The organism is Blautia sp. CGZ-1-C1, from assembly GCF_056504575.1.
Genome location: NZ_JBWLUT010000139.1, coordinates 1 through 22,476 on the forward strand (window position 1 = coordinate 1; position 22,476 = coordinate 22,476).

General features: G+C 42.8%; 12 protein-coding genes and 3 pseudogenes. All 15 read right to left on the reverse strand.

Going from position 1 to position 22,476, the window contains the following annotated elements:
• A partial coding sequence (locus AC058W_RS13330; RefSeq protein WP_479390185.1) for an FAD binding domain-containing protein occupies window positions 1–379 on the reverse strand: 379 nt, incomplete at its 3' end.
• Window positions 380–394: 15 nt separating this feature from the next.
• Window positions 395–2,675 (reverse strand): annotated as a pseudogene (gene xdhA, locus AC058W_RS13335) (xanthine dehydrogenase subunit XdhA).
• Window positions 2,676–3,108: 433 nt separating this feature from the next.
• Window positions 3,109–3,591, reverse strand: a complete 483-nt coding sequence (locus AC058W_RS13340) for a 4Fe-4S binding protein (RefSeq protein ID WP_118246914.1) — start codon at window positions 3,589–3,591, stop codon at window positions 3,109–3,111.
• A 2-nt stretch (window positions 3,592–3,593) separates the two neighbouring features.
• A pseudogene (gene xdh, locus AC058W_RS13345) lies at window positions 3,594–6,179 on the reverse strand (selenium-dependent xanthine dehydrogenase).
• Between the two features lie 243 nt (window positions 6,180–6,422).
• Complete coding sequence (gene ygfK / locus AC058W_RS13350; protein ID WP_117674644.1) at window positions 6,423–9,422, reverse strand: putative selenate reductase subunit YgfK; 3,000 nt, start codon at window positions 9,420–9,422, stop codon at window positions 6,423–6,425.
• Window positions 9,423–9,546: 124 nt separating this feature from the next.
• Window positions 9,547–10,878: a putative aminohydrolase SsnA gene (ssnA, locus tag AC058W_RS13355; protein ID WP_117674645.1), complete on the reverse strand. Its 1,332-nt coding sequence runs from the start codon at window positions 10,876–10,878 to the stop codon at window positions 9,547–9,549.
• A 375-nt stretch (window positions 10,879–11,253) separates the two neighbouring features.
• Window positions 11,254–11,853 (reverse strand): histidine phosphatase family protein, encoded by a 600-nt coding sequence (locus tag AC058W_RS13360; protein WP_117674646.1) that lies wholly within the window; start codon window positions 11,851–11,853, stop codon window positions 11,254–11,256.
• Window positions 11,846–12,226, reverse strand: coding sequence for a bifunctional adenosylcobinamide kinase/adenosylcobinamide-phosphate guanylyltransferase (locus AC058W_RS13365; protein ID WP_117674673.1), 381 nt, complete (start codon window positions 12,224–12,226; stop codon window positions 11,846–11,848). The genes AC058W_RS13360 and AC058W_RS13365 overlap by 8 nt, the downstream gene beginning before the upstream one ends.
• A gap of 97 nt (window positions 12,227–12,323) precedes the next feature.
• A complete protein-coding gene (locus AC058W_RS13370; RefSeq protein ID WP_117674647.1) occupies window positions 12,324–13,100 on the reverse strand; it encodes an adenosylcobinamide-GDP ribazoletransferase in 777 nt (258 codons plus the stop codon).
• Between the two features lie 77 nt (window positions 13,101–13,177).
• On the reverse strand, window positions 13,178–13,693 hold the full coding sequence (locus AC058W_RS13375) for a bifunctional adenosylcobinamide kinase/adenosylcobinamide-phosphate guanylyltransferase (protein ID WP_117674648.1): 516 nt from the start codon (window positions 13,691–13,693) through the stop codon (window positions 13,178–13,180).
• Window positions 13,693–14,745: a nicotinate-nucleotide--dimethylbenzimidazole phosphoribosyltransferase gene (gene cobT / locus AC058W_RS13380; RefSeq protein ID WP_117674649.1), complete on the reverse strand. Its 1,053-nt coding sequence runs from the start codon at window positions 14,743–14,745 to the stop codon at window positions 13,693–13,695. Before cobT ends, AC058W_RS13375 begins: the two co-directional genes overlap by 1 nt.
• Window positions 14,742–15,167: a GtrA family protein gene (locus AC058W_RS13385; protein WP_117674650.1), complete on the reverse strand. Its 426-nt coding sequence runs from the start codon at window positions 15,165–15,167 to the stop codon at window positions 14,742–14,744. Before AC058W_RS13385 ends, cobT begins: the two co-directional genes overlap by 4 nt.
• Window positions 15,168–15,295: 128 nt before the next feature.
• Complete coding sequence (locus AC058W_RS13390; RefSeq protein WP_117674651.1) at window positions 15,296–16,231, reverse strand: glycosyltransferase family 2 protein; 936 nt, start codon at window positions 16,229–16,231, stop codon at window positions 15,296–15,298.
• Window positions 16,232–16,394: 163 nt separating this feature from the next.
• Entirely contained in the window at window positions 16,395–19,139 is a 2,745-nt protein-coding gene (locus AC058W_RS13395) for a YfhO family protein (protein ID WP_117674652.1), read from the reverse strand.
• 484 nt (window positions 19,140–19,623) lie between these two features.
• Window positions 19,624–22,476, reverse strand: a pseudogene (nifJ, locus tag AC058W_RS13400) (pyruvate:ferredoxin (flavodoxin) oxidoreductase); the annotation flags it as partial.

Below are 22,476 nucleotides of genomic sequence, written 5' to 3' on the forward strand. Positions count from 1 at the left end.
CCGTTGCACTGTCAGCACTTACTGCACCATTACAGATATTTCCACCGATCGTGCCAATATTTCTCACCTGTGGTCCGCCAACCTGATCCACAGCTTCCCCAAGTACCGGAATATATTTCTTTATGATCTCATCGTTCGTAATATGTGAAAACACAGTTCCTGCTCCAATATAAATATCGCCGTTATCTGCCATTTTCACGCCCTTTATCTCTTCAATTCCATGAATACTCACCAGAGAAGTTCCTGCAAATTTTCCTTCTCTGATTTTAATGAGAACATCACTTCCTCCGGATATCACTTTTGCCTCCGGATGCTCATTCAACAGTCTGACTGCCTCTTCTACGCTTTCAGCCTGATAATACTTCTCAATATCGTACATAAAATCCCCTCCCCTCTAAATAAGTCCGGCTTTCATAAAGCCATCGATCAATCTCTGTGGTGTCAGAGGATTTTCGTTAAAGGCAACACCCGTCGCATGAAGAACTGCATTGCGGATTGCAGGTGCCCCCGGGATTGCCGGCGGTTCACCCAGTGCTTTATTTCCAAATGGTCCGATCGGATCATCCAGCTCCACAAAATCGGCTTTGATATCAGGTGTATCCATCATTGTCATCAGCTTATAGTCTAATAATGTTCCATTCAAAGGTCTGCCTGTCTTCTCATCCAGGATCAGCTGTTCAGAAAGACCATATCCCATTCCCATAGACATACCGCCATGAACCTGCATCTCGGCAAGCTTTGGATTAAGCAGCTTCCCACCGTCATGAACATTAATAATATGGAGAATCTTAATTTTGCCAAGTTCAATATCTACTTCCACTTCTGCAAAACAGCAGCCTGTAATCGCAATCGCATTCTTCTTTACCTGTTCCGATACCTCTGCTGTAAGTACAGATGAATTACTCAGACTATAATAACTCTCAAGTGCAAGATTAGCAAGAGACATTGCATAATCTTCACCAGCCATGATCCAACCATGGTCCAGACTTAATTCTCTTGTCTCTTCCGGCATCAGTTTCTTCGCATAATCAAGAATTTTCTTCTTCATAAGATTTGCACAATCCTTCACCACCGTTCCTGTAACAAACGACTGGCGTGATGCATAAGCACCCCCTGTATCAAATGGTGTCACATCTGTATCCTGTACACTCTGGATATGAATATCACTGATATCCATATTTAAAACTTCCGCTGTCATCTGAGAAAATACAGTGTCTGCACCTTGCCCGATTTCTGTTGCTCCCAACATCAGGCCTACACTTCCGTCCGGATTCAGAGTCATTCTCGCGCCTGCGATTTCCAGAGACGATCGGCCATACACCGGTTTTGTAGGAAAACAGAGACATTCCCACGCCTCTTCGGATCTTTCCTGTCTGATTTGCATATTCTCTTCGTTTTTCATCCCAGTGAATATATTCTGCACCTTTTTTCAGACACTCGAAAATACCATTGGTATTCGCTGCTATCGGCTTCAGATACGCATCTTCATAATAGCCCTTAATCAGGTTCTTCTTTCTGAATTCCAGTGGATCCATTCCGATTTCTTTTGCAATATCATCCATAAAGCACTCAATTGCAAAGCATACCTGCGGAATCCCATATCCTCGCATAGCTCCACCTACCGGTGTGTTGGTATAGACAGTATAGGCCTCTCCTTTAATGTTTTGACATGCATACTGCAGTCTCCATGCAGTCAGGCCATTTGCTGCTATGGCATGTCCATGAGAAGCGTACGCTCCCTGATTTGAGATTGCAAGCATATCCTTTGCAAGAAGATGTCCCTCATTATCTACTCCGGCCGTCAGGTCATATTCTATAGAATGGCGGGTTCTCGTATTACAGAAAGTTTCCTCTCTTGTCACATCAAGCTTGACTGGTCTGCCGCCAACCTGAGTAGTAAGAAATGCATTCAGAGGCTCATAAAGTACATCCTGTTTATTTCCGAATCCACCACCTATGTAAGGCTTGATCACTCTGATTTTTCCCCATGGGATTCCCAATGCCTGGCCAATGACACGACGTACAATATGAGGAATCTGTGTGGAACTTACTACTACGATTCTGCCATTCTCCATATAGGCATAGGAAATCGGATTTTCAATATGACAATGTTGTACGATTGGTGTCTTATAGGTTCGTTTCACTACTGTTGCAGATTCTTTTAATCCTTTTTCTACATCCCCGATAAAATAGTTGGAACGGACAAGTACATTATCCTTCTTGTCCAGATGAATCGGCGGATTACTGCCATACATAGATTTACGCGGATGAATCTCTACCGGATATTCTTCGTACTCTACTTCAATTAATCTCAATGCCCTCTGGGCCGTTATCTCATCTTCAGCTACTACCGCAGCGATATCATCCCCATAATAACGAACTCTTCCGGTAAGGATATTACGATCTGCAATATCCTGATGAGCCAATTCTACCGACCAGGGATGTCCCGGTGTAGGATAACAATGATTCGGTACGTCCTTAAAAGTAACTACTTTTACTACGCCGTCCAGAGCCTCAGCTTTACTTGTATCGATTGATTTCACGATACCATTTCCGATCTTTGCATGATAGACCTTTGCCACCAGACAATTAGCAGGAGCTATATCATCCGTAAATTTCGCACGTCCTGTAACTTTGTCGTAGGCATCTACTCTTGGAACACTCTTTCCAATCATGTTTTCACCTTCTCTATATTTTATTTTTGTTTACTGATACGCAGGAAAGGATTCTGTCTGGATATAGAAAAAGCCGGACTCACCTAAGGTATTCTTTTGTTCCCCTCAGGACTGATGTCCGGCTCCGAACCATGCTACTTTCCTTCCGCCTGTTTTCAGACATCAGGCGAACTTATTTTTTAATTTCCATATTTATTACCTGTTTTATTGTATAAGTATAACACATTTATCTGTTTATTGGCAATCTTTTATTCAATATTTCTTAGTGTATTTTCGTGAACAGGTTACTGTTCACTCCGTGCCCAGTAACACGCTTCGCGATGCACAGAATTTATGCTAATCGCATAAATTCGCGCTGTATGTCTCGGGATTTTGGCATATACATGCCAAAACGCCTCGCGGAATAGTGGCATGTGAACAGTAACGTGAACAGTTACGTAAAAATACCTCTTAAATCATGAATTACATGGCGCGGGCATTTCACTGTACACATACCACAGCTTAAACATACAGACTCGTCAATCACCGCACAGTTGTCAGACACCTTAATCGCGCCTGCTGTACATGTCTTTTCACAGATTCCACATCCGATACAGCTGACTTCGCACTGTTTCTTTGCCTCTGCGCCTTTTTTCTTATTGGAGCATTTTACCACAATATAATTTGCACATTCATGAATGTGGATCACGCCCTGCGGGCAGACCTTTGTGCAAGCCCCACAGGCAATACACTTTTCTTCATCTACTTCTGCCACACCATATTCATTGATAGAAATCGCTCCGAATTTACATTTATTTACGCAAGCTCCACATCCAATACAGCCGTCCTTACATCCTGTCTCGCCTTCTGCTGCCCTGCATCCGCCATTACATGCTACAACTGCCGAACGATATGGAAACTTCTTCTTTACTGCCATACTCAGCACTTCCTTTCATATGGCGTTCCAGTCAGAGGAAGACTGTATTGTCTCTCACCATCCCGCCTGAAATATGCGTCTGCAATCGCAGGTGCCGTCGGAATCGAAGTGATCTCGCCAATTCCAATAGCTCCGCATGCTACATTTAATCCCGGTTTATCAATAACAATTGCATCGATTTTCGGAATCTCATGAGAACGAAACAGCCCAAGAGAACCATATTTCTCGATAGGTTTACAGTTCTCATCAATCGGATAATGTTCTCGCAGAGCAAATCCTATGGACATAACTACGCCACCCTCGATCTGACCCTCGCATGACAAAGGATTAACCGCTTTGCCTACATCATGGGCAGCAACTATCTCCTCGATTTTTCCTGTTTTCTTATCCAGAATACATACCTGTGTCGCATAACCATATGCAACATGAGAAACAGGATTGGGTACATTTGCACCAAGTGGATCTGTCTTGGCGAGATATTCGGCATAATAAACCTTTCCGATCACATCATCAATTGTTTTTCCTGCATTGCGGTCCTCCATAATCTTATCACAGGCCCTGCGACATGCTTCTCCCGTTACCAGAGTCTGTCTGGAACCAGAGGTTGTGCCCGAGTCAGGTGAAAACCAGGTATTACTTCTCTCATAAACAATATCCTCGTGTTTCAGATCAGTGTTGGTAACTACCATCTGAGTCAGAACTGTGCCAAGTCCCTGACCAATACAGGAAGCTCCCGAATAGATATGAAGTTTTCTGTCTTCTTCAAATACAAGCTTCACACGTCCTGTATCAGGAATTCCAACGCCAACACCGGCATTTTTCATAGCACATCCGATTCCGACTGGTTTTCCAGCCTCAAGTGCGGCATTGTATTTCTCTTTTACAGCTTCCAGAGTTTCTACCAGACCTGTGGAATTATCCACAATATCTGTCCATTCGGAAGTGTCTCGCCCGGCCGGATCGCATTGCGGTAGCGAATCTCCCATGGAGTAATTCCCACCTTATCGGCCATCATATTCAACAGTGTTTCTGTCGCAAAACAAGTCTGAGTCACGCCAAATCCACGAAATGCTCCTGCCGGCGGATTGTTTGTATAATATGCTGTTCCTTCAATCTCAAAATTCTCATAATGATACGGACCTGCCGCATGTGTGCACGCTCGCTCCAGCACCGGACCGCCAAGAGAAGCAAACGCCCCTGTATCTGATGCTACTTTCGCCTTTACCCCCATAATATTGCCATTCGCATCGCAGCCCATTGTCATATCCATGTAAAATGGATGACGTTTTGGATGTACCAGAAGAGATTCAGCCCTCGTAAGTTTCATCTTAACTGGTTTCTTAGTTACATAAGTCAGAAGCGCCGCCAGATGCTGGACTGTCATATCTTCTTTTCCGCCAAAACCTCCGCCGACAAGTGCATTCTGCACTTTTACTTTATCTGTTCCGAGCAGCAGAGAACATTCATGTAAAGTCTGATGCGCAGACGTGGTCTGTAGAATATATGAAAACATCTCCGTCTTCATCATAAAAAGCCACAGCACACTCTGGCTCCAGAAATGCATGCTCTGTCCAGGGAGTTTCAAAATGATGACTGATCATATATTTGGAATTACGGATTGCCTCTTCTGCATTTCCTCTGCTGATATGCTTATGTGCACAAATGTTATTTTCCTCTTCATCAAATACTTTTGGCGCACCTTCTGCCGCCGCTTCTTCAATCGTATGAACATGCGGCAGTACCTCATATTTGACTTTGATCAGCTTCTTCGCTTTCTCTGCCGTTTCCCTGTCCTTTGCAGCTACAACAGCGATCGCATCACCCAGATAATGAGTTAAGCCTCCTACAGGAATCAAAGTATACTGATCATGCTTCAAATGTCCGATCTTATTTTCTCCCGGAATATCCTTTGCTGTTACAACTGCTTCTACTCCGGAAAGTGCCTCAGCTGCTGTCGTATCAATTTCAAGTACACGGGCACGCGGGTATTTACTTCTCAGTGCTGCCCCATACAGCATTCCATCAAGGTAAAAGTCATCCGGATATTTGCCAGTTCCAAGTACTTTCTCTTCCACATCAATTCTGGATACACGATGACCAAGATTCCAGTTGTCATCCATATCATCCGGAATCACACCTTTACTTAAAACCTTCGCGGCCAGCCGCACTGCATCCATGATCTTTACATATCCTGTACAACGGCAATAATTATTGCGCAATGCATATTTGATTTCATCATCTGTCGGTTGTTTATTTACGTCCAGAAGAGCCTTCGTACACATCACCATCCCAGGAATGCAAAACCCACACTGGACTGCTCCCGCCTTTCCATAGGCATATGTATAAACTTCTTTTTCCCATTCAGTCAGACCTTCTACTGTAATTATCGTTCTGCCATCCAGCATGTCTGTATCTGGAACACATGCCTTACAGATCTTCCCGTCAATAATAACTGTACAGGCTCCGCAAGCACCCTCGCTGCATCCGTCTTTCACAGATGTAAGGTGAAGTTCATCCCGCAAAAAACGCAGCAGTTTCTGATTTCTGATCGTTTCGACCTTCTGTCCATTGACTGTAAATACTGCCATATTGGACTCTCCTTTCTTTCTTGCACGTCTGCCTTTTGGACATTCAGTTGAACTCTTTTAGGAGTTTTTCTCTGTCTGCCTGTGATACCGCATATACACCCCTGATATGCGGCCGCGTTCAGCCTGATATGCACACTGTCCACAGCCTTTGGTACTGTGGACAGTGTATTAATTTCTTTTTATTTTCTGCTATTTTCAGAAAAAGGAATCACCGTCACATAAAGATTATATAAACAGAAATACCTATTTCATGATCAGATAACCGTAATCATCGATCACCGCGCAGATCAGTCTGCGAAGACCCTCATACAGTTTATCATTGGCATCATCCGCCTTACAGTCAGAAATCTGACCCAGCAGACGAACCTTACACTCTTTTGTTTCCGGATTGATCACTGCAAATCCGTCATTTGTGCTGTCTGCCATATCTGCCTCTGAAGCAAATAATGTAAATTTATCTTTATATGGTGCACTTGCATATGGACAGAAGCTCTTACAGTTGCCACATTCATTGCACATATAATCTACGTGGATTACCTGGTTCATAGCCATTCCCGGCACTTTGATGGAAATATTTGCTCTGTTTGGACATACATCCACACAGTTCTCACAGACTTTATTACAAGTCAGGCAGCGTTCACTTTCATTTGCAGCATCTTTACTCTCTTTAAGAATTGCTTTCTTAGAATAGCAGTCTTCTTCTGTTCCAGGTACCGGCTGGCCTTTTACGATATCATGTCCGAGAATTGCTTTTACCGCAATCTGCGCATCACGTATTGCTTCTACGATCGTAGCAGCTCCCTTCGCACCATCACCGGCTACATAAACACCTTCTACACTTGTCTCCATTGTCTTGTCATTGATGCGGGCTTTTCCTCGTTCATTGACTGCAATGCCATTTGCTTCATAGAACTCTGTCGGAACTTTCTCACCTACTGCAACGATCACTGTATCGGCCGGAACCTCTACTGTTTCATCCGTTTCTGTTACGCTGGCACGTCCGGAAGCATCCATGTTGCCAAGTACCATCTTCTTGCAGAAAAGCCTGCCATTCTCCAGAGATACCGGTGAAAGAAGTTCTCTGAATTCAATACCCTCTTCCAGAACTTCCAACAACTCGTCTTCTGCTGCAGGCATATAACGTTTTGTTCTTCTGTATACCAGATAAACGTGCTCTACACCCTCTGTACGTTTTGCAGCTCTTGCCGTATCCATAGCTGTGTTTCCACCGCCGATAACAACAACATTCTTTCCGAGAGAAACTTTGCCATCTGATTCTTTAAAATCTCTTAAGAATTTCAGTGCATTGACCGTTTCGCCTTTTTCAAGTTTCAAGGTTCCCGGTTTGTTTGCGCCTACTGCAACGATCACTGCATCGTATCCTTGTTCTTTTAATTCCTGTACGGATGTGATTTCTGTACCGGTTTTGATTTCCACACCCATTTTCTCAATGAAAGAAATATCTTTATCAATTGCTTCACCAGAAATACGGAATCCCGGAATTACATAACGGATCACACCGCCGGCTTTCTCTTCTTTCTCAAATACTGTTACCGAAGCACCGGCTCTTGCAAGGAAATATGCAGAAGCAATACCTGCAGGACCCGCACCGACAACAGCTACTTTCTTACCATTTGCCGTACCCGCTTTGATTTCACCGATCACTGTGTCATATCCATTCTGTGCTGCAATAAGCTTGGTGTTACGGATATTTACAGGTTCTTCATAGAAGTTACGTGTACATTTATACATACAGTTATGTGCGCAGAGAGTACCTGTGATAAACGGAAGGGCATTCTTCTCAAGGATAACTCTTAATGCCTGTGCATAATCTCCCTCTCCTGCCAGTTTCACATAAGTTGTGATATCCTGATGAATCGGACATCCCTCTTCACATGGAGCAAAGAAGCAGTCAAGAAGCGGAACTTCTGAGTCTGTTTTTCTCTTCGGAAGAGTCTTGATGCTCTTTACATGATGTGCATCTTTCTTCGCATCCTCAGCAAGCTGCTCAAGTGCAGCTACATCAATACCCGTCCATTCTTCAACACCGGCAGCCATAACTTTCTGGGCCATCTGTGTAAATCTCTGATATCCGCCTGGTTTCAGCAAGGTAGTTGCTACTGTCACAGGCCATACACCGCTTTTAACGATAAGGTCAATATTATAGTAATCAGCTCCACCGGAGTAAGCAATACGAAGTTTTCCATCAAATTCTCTGGAAAGCTTTGCTGCAAGAGAAATGGATAACGGGAAAAGAGATTTTCCGGACATATACATTTCTTCGCTTGGAAGCTCATTTCTTGTAACATCTACAGGGAATGTATTCGTGATCTTCACACCAAATGCAAGATTCAGCTCATCTGCAAGTGCCTGCAGTCTCTTAAACATCGGGATAGCATCCTCATACTGTAAATCATCTTTGAAATGGAAATCACCGAATACCATGTAATCATATCCCATGTCATCCATCGTTTTTCTCGCAAATTCATATCCAAGAAGAGTTGGATTACATTTGATAAATGTATTCAGATGTTTCTCTTTAAACAGATGAGTTGCAATGCTCTCAATCTCATTCGGAGGACATCCGTGAAGAGTAGAGATTGTCGCAGAATTACAGATATCAGACGGAATTGCCTCGATATCTTCTTTTGTAACTTTCTCAAATTTATCTACGTTATCTAATAACCACTGCTTACATTCTTTAAAGATTTCCGTATCCTTCGCTTCCATCATGTTATTGATAAAGCCATCAATTTTTGGTGTTTTAATTCCCTCGAGATCATATCCGACAGAAATATTAAACTGGAATCCATCCTGTGCACCAAGATCAAATTCTTTTGCGATTACATGGAGAATAAACCATGCTTTGATATACTCACCCATCGCCTGAGGAACATAAAGCTCTGTAGACCATTCGCAGTTATATCCTTCATCCTCAGCAAGGATACATGGTCTGTTAATACAGGCTGCAAGTTCTGCGCCGTCCATCTTCTGAACAGTTTTCAATTCAAAAAAACGTGCTCCTGCATAATAGGAAGCAACGATATTCTGTGTCAGCTGTGTATGTGGTCCTGCTGCCGGTCCGATCGGTGTCTCTAAATTTCTTTCAAAAATATTCAGCTTCTTATCAGCTTCTGCCACATAAGCTCTGTGCTGTCCGAATACGGTTCCTTTTGTTTTCTTCTCTTCTAATACCCAGTTCATTAACTGTTCAAAGGGCATACAGGTCATGACTTCACTCATAATCCGATCCTCCATTATTTTTTATTCATGTTTATTTCAGCCAGACAGAATTTCCTGTCTGGCCTTTATTATACTTTTTCTTCTCCTCTTGCCTTTAAAAGTGCCAGCAAAATTATTTCAAGAATCAGCCATTAATATCATCAGCAAGTTCTTTTGCAGCCCGACGGCAATCTGCCATCACTTTCGCTTCATCGCATACAAGAACCTCTCGGTCTTTCATAAGAACTTTACCATTACATACGGTAGTCTGAACCATGCTTCCGTTTACCCCAAACATCAGGTGTCCGTTAATATTATTCTCATTCATTGGTGTCAGCGGATCATAATCAATTACGATCACATCTGCGGCAGCTCCTTCTTTGAGCACACCGAGCTGTTTCTTAAAGTATCTGTTGGCAATTTTCGCATTTCCCTCAAAGAGCATCTGCGGAACCTCACCCCACGCCGCATTCGGATCGCAGAGATGATGTTTGTGAAGTACATTTGCAACTTTCCAGGATTCCATCATATCATGAGTATATCCGTCTGTACCAAGACCTGTGAGAATTCCTTTCTGTACCATTCTCATAGTTGGAGGACATCCACAGGCATTTCCCATATTAGATTCCGGATTATGTACCACCATGGTATCTGTCTCCTTGATCAGATCCATCTCATGTTCATTGACATAAATACAATGTCCCAGCAACGTCTTCGGTCCCAGGATATTCCAGTCATAAAGACGGTCAACGATACGCTTACCATGTTCTTTCAGACACTGATGAAGATCATAAATTCCTTCCGCTACATGAATATGATATCCGACGCCTTCCGGCTTCAGTTCGTTGCAAAGAGCCATTGTCTCATCAGAAATTGTAAAGGACGCATGCATACCCATCATTCCGGCAATCATGTCGCTGTCATCTGCAAGTGCATGTTTGATAAAATTCACGTTCTCCATTACAGATTCTCTGGATTTCTCCATTCCGTCACGGTCAGAAATCTCGTAGCAGAGGCAGGTACGCACACCTAAATCTCTGGCTGCTTCTTCAATCGCACTGAGTGAACCTGTAATATGTCCAAAACTTGCATGATGGTCAAATACTGTTGTTACGCCATTTTTAATAGAGTCAATATAGGTTGCATATGCAGAAAGCTTCGTCTGCTCCAGTGTAAGATGTCGGTCTACTGTCCACCACAATCCGTCAAGGATATCCAGAAAGCCCTGCGGATTATATCCGTTAATGCTTAATCCTCGTGCGAAGGAGCTGTAAATATGCTCATGGGCATTAATAAATGCCGGCATGATAACTCCACCCTTCGCATCAACAAATTCGGCATCCGGATAAGCCTTCTTTACTTCTTCAGTTACCCCCACCATTACTATGGTGTTACCATCCATTGCAACAGCACCATTCTCAACAAATGGGTTGGATGCGTCCCGTGTGATCATTCTTCCATTACCAATTACCAGCATATAGTTCCTCCTTTTACTTGTTAAAAATCACCAATTCACTATTGCTTTTTACCTATTGTTTAGGAATTTTATACTAATACTCTAACATATTTCTTCACATAATGCAAGAGAGAATCACAAAATCTTTTTGGTTTTTCAAAATATTTTTAGTTTTCCGTTTTTTTCTCGAAGTTTCTTGTAGATGTGCGGAAATAAAAAAGAACGAAGCGTCCATTTTTAACAAATGAACAACTTCGTTCTTTTATATTGAAAATGATTTCATGACAGATTTTCAGATTTGTCAATATTTTATATTTCAGGATTTTCGTATATCCTCGCCAAACGTGTTGCTGATCACTCCGTGCCCGGCAAAACGCTGCACGATGTGAATCCTAATCAGCCTTCCATAATGGATGATTTTAATTTTAACTGCTTTCTTCCGTTCTTCCACATATTCTCATCCAGTTCAACCTCATAGCCACCACCATTTTTGACATGCCATTCATAAAACTGTTTTTGTATATCTGTATACTCTTCCATAATATTCATGATCGTGCCGCCATGAACCACCAAAGCCACCTCAGTTACGTGACTACGGATACAGCTAGTTACTACTTTTTCAAATCCCCTAAGGTTTCTGTTTCTAAATTCTTCTCTGCTCTCCCCTCCGGGAAACGGTAAAGTTCCATTGCTGTCTATCCATGCCTGATAATTTGGATTTCCATCCAGTTCTTTGTAATTCTTATTCTCAAATTCGCCAAAATCACATTCTGCCAGTTCTTCGATAATATGTACCGGTTTCTCCGGGAAAAGAATCTCAGCAGTCTGAACACAGCGTCTGAGCGGACTTACATAAATCTCCTGCACCTTCGGATAATCCATCTTTTTCAGGAATTCTATTCCCTCCTGACATAACGGTTCATCCGTTGTGCCAATATAACGGGCAAGTTTATTTCCTTCTGTCTTTCCGTGTCTAATCAGCCATAGTTTAATCATCTTTGATCACCGTCCCGATTCCACAGACTACCCTTGTCACCTTATGGCTGTATGCCGCCAGTTTCGTACACACACGGCCTACTGCTTCCCGGTATTTCCTGTCAAAGGCATCTACCGGTACTACTCCATATCCCACTTCCTGAGAGACAAGAATAACATCCGGGTTTTTAAGAATAATCTGCTCAGCAAGTTCTGATACATCTCTCTCTTTTTCCAGTTCTCTGCGGATATATTTCTGAAAATCCGTAACCCCCTGTGCTCTCATCAGTTCCTCTTCGGTTACTTTATCTCCATCCGCCCAGTTTAACAGAGGATATTCCTTTTTTGCATAAACAGTTTTTCCCTGATATGCACCGCCAATGATCATCTCCATATTTTCCACACTCTCCTTATCAATTCCTGCCAGATATTTCATATTCTGACTAAATCAGGTATATTTCCTGCTTTCCATTGCCGAATATCCACATGACTCAGAAATTTGTGATCACAGCAAGGATCACAGCCATTCCAACCTCACAGATACACAGGAAAAATCCCGATATATCCCCGGTCGTTCCGCCAAAATACTTCATTGCAATATGATGATAATATCCAAAGATCAGCAACGCTCCTGCAAAAGCTGCAATTCCCCATACCGGCTCGATCCAGATCATCAAAACTGCAAGAATCACCAGATAAACCACCAGTATATTTCTTGATATCACATCCGAAGAATTTCTTGAAAATTCTGCTACCGTACCATCAGCCTTTGCCTTTGGAAAAGTAATAACACCAATCCCTGAAAGGCATCTGGAAACCATAAAGCCCAGACTCAGAATCCCAATTGCTTTCATATTTTCCTCAATGCCAAATAACTGGCTGTATGCCCCATACCAGCAAACAAAATACACCGCAGCCGTAATAACAGCAAATGCCCCGGCATGGGAATCTTTAAGAATCTCCAGCCTTCTGCTTCTCTCCTGCCAGGAACTGAGCGCATCCGAAGTATCCAGCAGACCATCCACATGAATCCCGCCTGTCACGAACACAGGTGCAAGAACTAAAACCGCAGTCACAAAACCCGGCTGATACTCAAAACGCAGCCCCAGATATGCCACCAGCATCGTCAATGCACCGATTACTGTTCCAATAAATGGAAAAAAGCAAAACATATATTTCATGTTTTCCTTCGTCCAGTCCGCACGGGGCATGGGAATCTTTGAAAACATGGCAAAAGCTACCTTAAAATTATTCCATAGAGATTTCATTTGCACTTCCTCTTTTTCACACTATTTTTAATAGCACTTCTTATTTCTTATCATATTTATTATCATAAATATCTCTTCTACTTCTTCTGATACACTGGGATCCCATAAACAACTTCCACTACCTCATCCGCTCTCAGTGCGACAGCCTGATTGATCTTTCCGAGATATTCTAAGTAAGAAGCCATTTCTTTATCAAATACGACCGCATCTGAAAAAATCTCATTCGTCACGATCACCACATGTGCTGCCTGCCGGACCAGTTCATCAATTCCACTCATGATATCCTTTACTGTCTGTTCATGTGCTCCCTGCTCTTCAAACATCTCATTTGCCACCAGATTAGACATGCATTCCAGCAAGACCACACAGCCAGACGGCAGCTGCACATCTTTCAGTCCGGTATAGCATTCTATCGTCTCAAAGCCTTTTCCGGCACGCATTTTGCGGTGTCTCTCGATTCTTTTATGGCTTTCTTCATCAAACGGATGCATTGTTGCTATGTAAACCCTCTGTGCTTCCCCGAAAGCAAGCACCTTATCCTCCGCAAAAGCCGATTTCCCGCTTCCGCTTCCTCCGGTCACAATTGTCAACATTATTTCAGCTCCTCATACTGTTCCACATTGATATCTTCAAAAGTACTCATAGAATGATAAACAGCCGCCGCCAGATCAAGAATCGGGAATAAAGCTACCGCACCGGTTCCCTCACCAAGACACATATCCGCATAAAGAATCGCTTCTTTCTTCATATGCTCCAGAATCAGATGCGCAGCCGGCTCTTTCGATACATGAGATGCCAGGATATAGTCCCCTGCTGCCGGGCAAATCTGCATCGCGATCAATGCAGAAACGCAGGAAATAAATCCGTCCATTATAACCGGAACATGATAAACCGCTCCGCCAAGGAATACACCCGCCATTCCTGCGATATCCAGACCACCAACCTTCGCCAGGACATCGATTGCATCTGAAGGATCCGGCTGATTCAGCTCAATTGCTTTCCTGATTGCTGCGATTTTTCGTACCAGACCTTCACTTGTCAGCCCTGCGCCACGTCCAGTCATCTCTTCTACCGGCTGATCCAACAATACAGAAGCCACCGCACTGCTGGTAGTCGTATTTCCGATTCCCATCTCTCCTGTTGCAAGAATCTTATACCCTTTATTTTTTAACTCTTCTACCATAGCAATTCCTGCTTCAATACCTTTTATGGCCTGTTCTCTTGTCATGGCAGGGCCTTTGGTCATATTCTGCGTACCATACGCAACCTTGTGATCTGTGCGTACTTTTGTATCAGTTACCATACCCATGTCTACCGGAAAAATCTCCGCATGATTCTGTTTACACATCACACCAACGGAGGTATCATATCTCAGAAAATTCTCTGCCACGATTGCAGTTACTTCCTGCCCTGTCTGAGTCACCCCTTCTTCTACCACACCATTGTCTGCGCACATAGCGACCAGACCTCTTTTAGAAAGGTCAATATCAGCATTCCCTGTAATTCCTGCAACCTGTGTCAACAGAGTTTCCAGTTTTCCAAGAGAATGTAATGGTTTCGCAATACTGTCCCATCTTTTCTGTGCAATAACCATAGCTTTCTGATCTAACGGTTCAATATTGGAAACAGCTTCCTGCAATGTCATGAGTTCTTCCCTCTCTTTCCTGTTGTAAATACAAAAAATTTACTAAATATGTAATTCAATATCAGCACGATAAACTGCGTCAGAAATTTACCGATCATATCATTTAGTCCCATTACTGACACAAGCAGCCAGACACCGCCAACCTCAATCACCATAGTCACTAATCTGGCGCTGATAAATTTACAAAATGGCTGAATATGATCTCTCAGAGTTTCACATTTATCCTGAAAAACAAATTTCGAATTTACCACATAGGCGAACAGAATCGCCAGTATGATAGAAATAATATTAGCAATATTGAGTTCCACATCAAGTTTTCTCAGAACAAAAAAGCTGACCAGATTCACCAGCGTAGTGCATCCGCCAAAAAAAACATAGCGGATTACGGAACTTTCATACATTTTTCTGATCCATTGTTTCATAACTGTTTTATTTCCTTCATTTTTATCATTTAAATATATTCATAGTTATATACCTGATCGTATGTTCAACTTGGTGGTACACCAGTTCAAACATATGGCACGATTGCAATATCTTTCGTTTGTAATGATTAATTATGTTCTCTTCCCTTTTTAATAACTTTGGAAATAATATATCGCGGTCTGCGCTTTACCTCTTCATAAATCTTGGAAATATAATATCCAATGATTCCAAGACTGATCATCATGGCACTGCCCACCAGAAGCAGAACCATCAGCAAAGTCGTATATCCCTCCACAGCGGAACCTGTAAAATACTGAACCAGTGAATAGATCATAAGAATCACAGAGCAGATAAAACAAAGCAAACCTGTGATCGTAACAAACTGCAGCGGAACTGTCGTAAATGCCACAATATTCGTAAACGCATACTTCACTAGTGCCCAGGGAGACCATTTGGAAACACCAGCTTCTCTTTCCTGCACTTCAAATTCTACACTTGTGGTCTTATATCCCACCCAGGAAGAAGTAGCACGAAAGAACATATTCCGCTCAGGCATTGACAGAATGCTGTCCACCGCCTTCCTGTCCATCATCTTAAAATCAGATGCATCCTTCATATTAACTCTCGTAGCCTTTGACATAATATCATAGAAGAAGCCGGCACATTCTTTATGTAAAAAGCCTTCTTTTCCTCTGTCCGCTTTTATGCCCTCGATTACTTCATATCCATTTTGCCACAATCTGTACATCTCAATAAGCGTCTGGGGCGGATGCTGCAGATCACAGTCCATAACAGCAACTACATCGCCACTGGCCTGTGCCAGTCCTGCAAAAATCGCTGCCTCTTTTCCAAAATTTCTCGAAAAAAGTACACCTGTTACATTTGCGTCCTTTTCTCCTGCTTTCTGAATCTCTTCCCATGTCCGGTCACCGGAGCCATCGTTTACCACAACCAGTTCATAGGGAATCTCTGCCTTCGTAAGGACTTCCGCCAGCACACGACAGGTTTTTCCTACCATTAATTCTTCATTATATGCCGGAAGCACTACTGATAATTTACTCATGATGTCATTCCTCATTTTTAATTATAATCCGCTGCTGTTTACTTTGTCATCAGCAACATAACTATTGCAATTCCATTTCAAATTGCCTGTAGCAATAAAACTTTGAATCTAAACTACCTGTTCTATTATACACGACTTTACAGAAAAGTCCATTATTCCATTCTCAGCAACGTTTTTTTCTTCGAACGGCCACCAACATAAAATAAACCACTAAGCCAGCCAGACTGAGTGCCAGGCCTGCCTTTAAATATGGTGTACAATACGTCAATCGTATTTCATGGGAACCAGGTTCGAGTTCCAACGCCATAAACATGGTATTTGCCTTCTGAAGCTTTGTTTCTTTGCCATCCACATAAGCTGTAAATCCTTTACTGTACGGGACAGACAATACAAGAGCTTTCTTTTTGGAAATACTGATATTCCCTGCGATCTCATTTGTTCCCATTTTTACATTCTCGAGAGCTTCTTCACCCAGCTTCACAGTCTTTGCCTCAATCCCCTGTACCGGCTGGCTGACAACCCTTAATTTATCATAGGTATAAACACCTGTATTGGCAAAGGTGATTGTCATAGTACGAACCCCTGATCTGGAATATCCCATATTACAGAGAAAATCATGCCGTCCACTGTAGGCATTATACTTATCCGTAAAAATCTTTATGGTCTTGGTCACATCATTGGAACTGACCGTCATAGCCGCTTCCTTTGACTCCTTCCAGTACCGCCACTGGCTGTCCTCATCAAGAACCTTATTTTGGTCATACTCAGACATCTTCTTCCACTGACTGTTACCAATCAGTTCCCTCGGTGAAAGACTGTCATAATCCAGATTATCTGCGATCAGATAATTCTCACTGTCCGTAAGGCCATGGAACACAAGCTTCAGCTGTGCCCCTTCCTTCGTCACCCTGATTGCTCCCTTAGACAGAGCACAACCATCCCCTGCCTCCATACGATATTGAATATTCTCATCATCAGCATCAACAGATGCCTCAGGCAGTGTACTCTCCTCAAGCACCACACCGTCCATCAGAGCCTGCTGCTTTTTTACCACATCCATTTTCTCATATTCCGATACAGGAATATAGCTGTCATAAGTATAACCCAGAGGCAGTGCATTCTCATTCTCATAAGCCCTGCACTCACTTTTTCCCTTTCCTGCAGAACCCTTCTCCCTGTTATATCCATAGGAAAGATAGCGAAAATTATCACCACTTATCACAAAATACTTCACAGAAGCCAGCCTGTCCAGGATCGTCCTTCCGTCCAGATTCTCATAATGCTGTTCCCATGGTGTATTCAGATACATCTCGCTGAAAAAATCACTGATACTGCTGTTTGCAAGACTGAAATAATAAGCAGTACTGTTCGTACCCATATACATAGAAGTATTATCATAGGGCAATGCCCCATACTGATCATAACGATAGACACCTGAATCCCCGGCAGCAAGAACCGCTTTATCCGTATTCGACTCCAGCTTATCCAGTGACTCCTCTTCGGCTGCAAACTCCGACAGATAATCCTTCTCATAAGAATACTGATAAGAAACATTCAACATAATGCTCACCACAAGCAAAGCACTGAGAAGCCCGCACATATACTTCCCCTGCAGAAAAATATTTCCAAAAGAAGTAACCGTAAACACAGCCAATACCAGAACCAGCACACCGGCCATATTTCTCTGCGTCCTGGCAGCCTTCGCAAACAATGCCAGCACACAATACGCCACGACCATAACAAAAATCTTCTTCTTTTCCCTCACAGTCAGAGTAAACAGCTCAGGATACGCCTTCACAAAAATATATGCGATCATCATCCCATAAGCCCAGATCCACCTGTTGGACACATAGGAGAAACCATTGAGCGCATGCCCTGCAAAAGGCACCAGTAAAAACAGATTCAACAGCCCAAATCCCAATTTCAGATCCAGGTACTTCTTCTTCCTGGAAAAAAGCACAAACACACCTGCCATAGCAACAGCAGAATACCCGGCAACCCCCCATTGGATCATATTCTCCCCGATCAGATCACCCAGATATTTCTCATAATAAATCCTATCATATAAAAGAGGCACATAATTCTCAGCCTGAAACCTGTCCGTACCAAAAAGCGTCATGATCACCGGCAGAAAAATAACCGCCGCGATCATCAAAGCCACCGCATAATACCCAATAAACTTCACCAGCCATCCCAGAACATCCTTCACACTTCTCTCGCTGAAAATTCCAAAATACCGGAAAGCCGCATAAATAAACATAAAAATACAGATCATATAAAAGAAATAGAAATTCGACATAGCTGAAACCGCAGTCGCCCAGATAAACAGCCATGGCTTCTCCCTCTTATAAATCTTATCAATCCCCATCAGAACCAATGGCAGATAAATCATAGGGTTGGAAAAATACGGATGCTTCATAGCCGCATAAATCGTCCATCCCGCAAAAATATAGATCAACGTCCCCATAAACGTTGCCTGCTTCGGATTCTTATGATAAAAACAAAAAATACTAAACGAAATCCCCGCCAGATAAATCCTCAGAAAAATCAGAACCTCATACAAAATCTCCGTCTTATCCGCCGGCACAAACACAGACAACAAAGTCAGCGGATCCCCGATCACATAATAATGCAGCGTCGTAAGAATATCCGAACCATACCCGATATTCATATCCCACATAGGCAATTCCAGCTTATGCTCCACAAAAACTGTATGAAGAACCTCTCTCAGATACCGTCCATAATAAGCCAGCGAATTCAAATGCTGCGGAATCCCATCATGACTCCACACCAAAGACTTCCCATTCCCCGCAAATTGATAATAAATAAACCCCGCAATAACCCCAAATACAAGCGTATATAATAAATAGAAATCCTTCTTACTATCCCTGCTCACAAATCTCCTCATAACCGCTCCTTCATATTCTATCATTCTAAACCGAGTTATAGAGTTCTCACTGATTATAGACAAATATCCAATACTTGTCAAATTTATAGCCAACATTATTTTATTGTTTAAGAACAACGAAAGTATTTAAATCAGCCAGTATCCAGTCAGGAAATGAAATAACTTCTGGGGCGAATTTTGAGGGTTCATTGAATTTCTCAGTATTTGGAAAGCCGCGTTATTCAGAAATCGCTCACTGTCTGAGCCGCAGGCGAGTTTGAGCGATTTCTGAATGCTTTTAGTGGCTTTTCAAATGCTTAGAAATTCAGTGGTTCCGAAACTGAGCCCCAGAAGTTATTTCATTTTCTGACGTCCCTTATAAAAAGGACCGCGATACAAAAAGTACCGCGGCCCACATATATCGTCTGGACACTATAAATAGCTCTATCTATTTATTTTTTAATGATTTATAAACTTGTTTACAGTCGTTCAAAAACCGAAAAGATTATTCAGCACTATGAAGAGCGATCAGCTTCTGCAGATATTCATATCTGGCTTTAGCCTCAGCCTCATTCTTAGCAAACAGTCTTGCAGCCTTCTCAGGATTCTGACGTTTCAGAGAGTTGTAACGAACCTCACCGTCAAGGAATGCCTGATAATCTTCCATGCTCGGAGCCTTGGAATCAAGAGAGAACTTGTTTCCTTCTGCTGCCGGGTTGAATCTGAAGTTGTGCCAGTATCCAACCTTAACTGCTAATTCTTCCTCTGTCTGAGCTTTTGCCATACCTTTCTTGATACCATGGTTGATACATGGAGCGTAAGCGATGATCAGAGATGGTCCCGGATAAGCCTCAGCCTCTGCAATAGCTTTTACAGTCTGGTTGAAGTCAGCACCCATGGAGATCTGAGCAACGTATACATAGCCATAGCTCATAGCGATGGAAGCCATATCTTTCTTCTTAGTCTCTTTACCGCCTGCAGCGAACTGAGCGATAGCACCTGTTGGTGTAGACTTAGAAGACTGTCCGCCTGTGTTGGAGTAAACAAATCTCTGTAATCGAGCACCATTACGTTAATATCACGTCCGCTTGCGAGAACATGGTCAACACCACCGAATCCGATATCGTAAGCCCATCCGTCACCACCGAAGATCCACTGGGATTTCTTAGCGAGGAAGTCTTTCTGAGCAAGGATTTCTTTTGCTTTGTCACATCCGCAAGCTTCAAGTAGCAGCAACAAGTTTGTCTGTAGCAGCACCGTTTGTAGCACCTACAGCAAATGTATCCAGCCATTCCTGACCAGCTGCTTTAACGTCTTCATTTGTTCCGTTAGCAACAACATCTTCAACTTTTGCTTTTAAGCCATCACGGATAGCTCTCTGAGCAAGAAGCATACCATAACCAAACTCAGCGTTATCTTCGAACAGAGAGTTAGACCATGCAGGACCCTGTCCCTTAGCGTTTACTGTATATGGTGTAGATGGTGAGGAGTTACCCCAGATAGAGGAACATCCTGTTGCGTTTGCAATGTACATTTCTGTCACCGAACAGCTGAGTGATCAGTTTAGCGTATGGTGTTTCACCACATCCTGCACAAGCTCCTGAGAACTCAAGCAGAGGCTGTTTGAACTGGCTCGCCTTTAACAGTTGCTTCTTTAAATTTAGCGATAACATCTTCTTTAACCGGCAGTTTCACTGTGTAGTCAAAGTATTTCTGCTCGTTTTCGCTTGCTTCAAGGTTTTCCATAGCAAGTGCTTTCGCACCCTTCTTACCTGGGCAAACGTTTACACAAGAACCACATCCTGTACAGTCAAGTGCGGATACGGACATTGTGAATTTGTATTCTTTCATACCTGTAAGGTCTAATGTCTTCATGCCTTCAGGAGCATTAGCTGCTTCCTCAGCTGTCAGAGCTACAGGACGGATAACTGCATGTGGGCAGACATAAGCACATCTGTTACACTGGATACAGTTTTCAGGATTCCATACAGGAACGTTAACTGCGATACCACGTTTCTCATATGCAGAAGAACCTGATGGTGTAGTACCATCTACATAATCCTTGAATGCAGATACAGGTAAGGAGTTACCTTCCTGAGCATTAACTTTAGCCTGGATATTGTTAACGAAATCAATAACATCCTGACGTCCTTCTGTTGCATGAGTCATATGAAGACCTTCGTCCTCAGCATCTTTCCAGCTTTCCGGAACTGTGATCTCAACAACCTGTTTAGCACCTGCATCGATAGCAGCCCAGTTCTTCTGAACGACATCATCACCCTTACGTCCGTATGTTGCCTTAGCAGCAGCTTTCATAAGGTCGATTGCCTGCTCTTCCGGAAATGATTCCTGTAAGTTTGAAGAATGCAGACTGAAGGATTGTGTTGATACGTGTTGGTCCCATGCCTGTTTCAATACCGATCTTAACACCGTCAATTGTGTAGAATTTGATATTGTGGTTAGCGATGAATGCTTTAACCTGTCCTGGTAAATGTTTCTCAAGACCTTCCATATCCCAAGCACAGTTAAGGAGGAATGTACCGCCATCAACAAGTTCCTGAACCATGTTGTATTTGTTTACGTAGGATGGATTGTGACATGCTACGAAGTTTGCTTCGTGGATCAGGTATGTGGATTTGATCGGTTTCTTACCAAAACGTAAGTGGGACATTGTAACACCACCAGACTTCTTGGAGTCATAATCAAAGTAAGCCTGTGCGTACATGTCTGTGTTGTCACCGATGATCTTGATGGAGTTCTTGTTGGCACCTACTGTACCATCAGCTCCCAGACCCCAGAATTTACAGTTTGTTGTTCCTTCAGGAGTTGTTACGATCGGAGCACCTGTCTCAAGGGAAAGGTTAGTAACATCATCAACGATACCGATTGTGAATTTTTCTTTAGCAGTGTTCTCATAAACAGCTACGATCTGTGCAGGTGTAGTATCTTTGGAACCTAAACCATAACGTCCGGAGAATACTTTTACGCCGCCGAATTTGCTGTCTTTTAATGCTGCTACAACGTCAAGGTACAGTGGCTCGCCAAGTGCACCCGGCTCTTTAGTTCTGTCAAGAACTGTGATCTGTTTTACAGAATCCGGAATTGCATCGATGAGTGCCTGTGCGCAGAATGGTCTGTAAAGACGAACTTTAACAACACCGACTTTCTTTCCTGCTGCTGCAAGGTAGTCGATTGTCTCTTCGATTGTATCGTTTACAGATCCCATAGCAACGATTACGTGTTCTGCATCAGCAGCTCCGTAGTAGTTGAATAATTTGTAATCTGTACCGATCTTAGCGTTAACTTTGTCCATGTATTCCTGAACTACTGCCGGAAGAGCATCATAGTATGGGTTACA